At 29.6% G+C, this 3,195-nt stretch carries 3 protein-coding genes; all 3 read left to right on the forward strand.

Annotated features, from left to right (window positions below):
- Positions 1-235: 235 nt before the first annotated feature.
- The 3 genes from ACF91D_RS29665 (at position 236) to ACF91D_RS29675 (ending at position 3,143) form a co-directional block, all read left to right on the forward strand.
- Positions 236-1,459: a Y-family DNA polymerase gene (locus tag ACF91D_RS29665; protein WP_392438299.1), complete on the forward strand. Its 1,224-nt coding sequence runs from the start codon at positions 236-238 to the stop codon at positions 1,457-1,459.
- Positions 1,460-1,569: 110 nt separating this feature from the next.
- Entirely contained in the window at positions 1,570-2,013 is a 444-nt protein-coding gene (locus ACF91D_RS29670; protein WP_392438301.1) for a hypothetical protein, read from the forward strand.
- Positions 2,014-2,288: 275 nt separating this feature from the next.
- Positions 2,289-3,143: a DNA/RNA non-specific endonuclease gene (locus ACF91D_RS29675; protein WP_392438303.1), complete on the forward strand. Its 855-nt coding sequence runs from the start codon at positions 2,289-2,291 to the stop codon at positions 3,141-3,143.
- Positions 3,144-3,195: the final 52 nt, after the last annotated feature.

Below are 3,195 nucleotides of genomic sequence, written 5' to 3' on the forward strand. Positions count from 1 at the left end.
TTAATAGTAGTGAATGTAGAAAGAAATAATGAACTTAAAACTTATATAAATTTTGGCCATCGTAGTACAGGTAGACAAGTAAAAGCTTTTGATGAATCATTGATAAGAAATTTTTATATAAGGTAAAGAATAACTATATAGCCGCTTCGCCTTCTTGTGTAAAACAAGGAGGTTTTTTTATATTTTGATTTAAAAATGCGAACATATGTTCTATAATGTTGATGAGGTGATTACTATGTATGATTATTATCAATGTGAAGATAGAGATATATTATGTATTGATTTAAAAAGTTTTTATGCAAGTGTCTCTTGTCTTTTGAACAATTTAGACCCTATGAGTACAAAGCTTGCAGTTGTAGGTAATACAAAAAGGCAAGGTTCAGTCGTTTTAGCAGCAACGCCTCCCCTAAAAAAATTAGGTATAAAAACAGGGTCTCGGTTATATGAAATACCTAACAGATCAGATATTTATATTACAAACCCTAAAATGAGAACATACATGAATGTTTCTGTGAAAATATCTCATATCATTTTAAAGTATATATCGCCTGAAGACTTTTGGCAGTATAGTATTGACGAATGTTTTTGTGATATAACTCACTCATATCATTTATTTGCCGAGTCCCCCTATCAATTGGCTTCTATGATTCAAGAAGATATATATAATCAAACTAATATAAAAAGTACAATAGGTATCGGTTCTAACATGTTACTAGCGAAGGTATCTATGGATATAGAGTCTAAACATACTAAAAATGGTATAGCAGAATGGAGATATGAAGATGTACCAAGTAAGTTATGGAAAATTAAAGATTTAACAAAGTTTTGGGGAATAAATGTCAAAACAGCAAAAAAGTTAAACAAGAGAGGTATATTTAGTATTGAAGATTTGGCGAATTATCCTTATCAATATTTAAAAAGAGACTTTGGTATTGTAGGCATAGACTTACATTTACATGCGAATGGTATAGACGAAAGCGTGATAAGCAGACCTTATAAAACCCAAAATAAAGGCTTGGGCAAAAGTAAGATACTATTAAGAGAGCATGTGGATGAAGTTTTTTATAGAACAAGAATGATTGATAAGTATCCTACTACAATTTCTATACAAATAGGATATTCAGTTGGTGGCGGTTTGAGAAAGCAATTTACTAATAAAAATGGATATCAATCGAGTAATGTAATAATAGAAAAACTATGGCAGTATGTTTTAAATGAAAGTGACCATACTGAGTTGTTTAGAACTATATCAGTGAACTTCACCAATTTTAAAGATAGTAATATACAACAATTAGAGCTTTTTAAAAATGATAAAGAAGTGAAAGAAGAAATGATAGAAAAAGCTATGGATAAGGTTAAATTTAAGTATGGTAATCATATAGTTAAAAGAGCTATTAGTCTAACAGATTCTAGTCTATTAAAAAATAATGAAAAACTTATTGCTGGTCACAAGGCTTAAATTAGAAGTTTTAAAGATTTAGATGAGTTCGCAAAAGCGAACTTTATTGACAACGTGCATCAATGCACGATATTATTATATATAATAATTACTTTAAGGAGACGATATAAATGTTAGATACAGTAAGAAAACTAATGGAAACAAATATTAGTGCTGCTGAAATTAGCAGACAGACAGGCGTTGCAGATAGTATTATTAAACGTCTCAGACTTGGAAAGCAAGATTATGAAACGATGAGATATTATAATTTGAAGAAACTTTATGATTATCAATTATATTTAGAAGAACAAAAAGCAAAAGACTATACGTATGAACAATACGTAACAAGTTTGAAAAAAATAGAGAACATTGAAAATGTGGAAGAAAAATATGAGAGACTTTTAGAAATTAACTCAGACTTAGCTATTAAGTTACGTGATATTTTAAAATCACTAGGTATTAGCAAAGAATCTGATGTTACTAATTTGGGAGAAAAGGAAGGACAAACTTCTCAAGAAACTAGTATTGAACAATTATACAAATATATAGACCTTTTCATTAAAACTGGAAAATAAAATGATTGGGAGTTCAAAATATGAAAAAGCAATGGATGATTGAATGGGGAAATCTTTTGATACAGACGATAATAAGCTTGATGATAGCATTTTGTTATATATATTTATATAAGCATATAAGTGTGTATATTTTTACGATGCGTGAGGGTATTTTGAAAATGCTAGTCGATGGATATATGAATGTGCTTTTCTTCGGTTCCTCCCCTATTATAATATATCTAATTTTTCATAAGTTTTATCCATTACAGAATAAGAAATAGATTGTGAGGTATTAAATGAAGAAAATACTTAGTAGTATTGTAACTGTTGTAGTACTTATCATCGGTGCTTTTGTTTATATAAACGATGAATTTGATGGAAAATTCGATGTTAAAAGTGCAGTAACAGGATATACAACAGGTTCAATAGAAAATACAGACGATGATAAAAATTTAATTGGTGAAGAAACCAATTCAGAGAATTATAAGTTCATAAATGATAATAAAACAAGTTTAACTGAAGAGGATAAGAAGCTAATTGAAACTAAAGGTGATAGTGAATTTTGGGCAGATTATCCTGAACTAGATAAATATGGCAGAGCTGGAGAAGTAACAGCATTAGTTACCTCTGATAGCGTCTATCAACATTCTTCTAAAGTCCAAGAACGTCCATCTTTTGCATATAATGTTCATGTATCTGGTGAATATAAAGATGGAAACTTTAACAGAGAGAAGCAAACGTGGGAAGGAACAGAATCTAATAATAAGATATTACAGTTATCTGGTTATAGAGGTTATATTTATAATAAATCCCATTCTTTAGCTTGGTCATTGGGTGGAGACATGGAAACACATAATTTAACTTTAGGTACAAGAAGCCAAAACGTAGGAAGTAATAAGGATCCAAACGGTGGCGGTATGGGTTATGCAGAAGTCCAAGTTAGAAATGCAATATATAATAACCCTAAAACAAAAGTGTTTTACCAAGTTACGCCTGTTTACAAAGGGAAAGAGCTTGTACCAAGAGGTAGTCATGTAAGAGCATATTCTGTAAATGACGATGGTAATACAATTAATGTAAATGTGTGGGTTTCTAATACAGAAAAAGGATATAAAATAAATTACTCTGATGGAACATACATACAAGAATAATTTGATATTTATATTATGAAAAATTTCTACATAAAAGTTGATTGAAAAGACA

The sequence above is a fragment of the Staphylococcus sp. 231237_7MaSpsaltlick genome, from assembly GCF_043107035.1.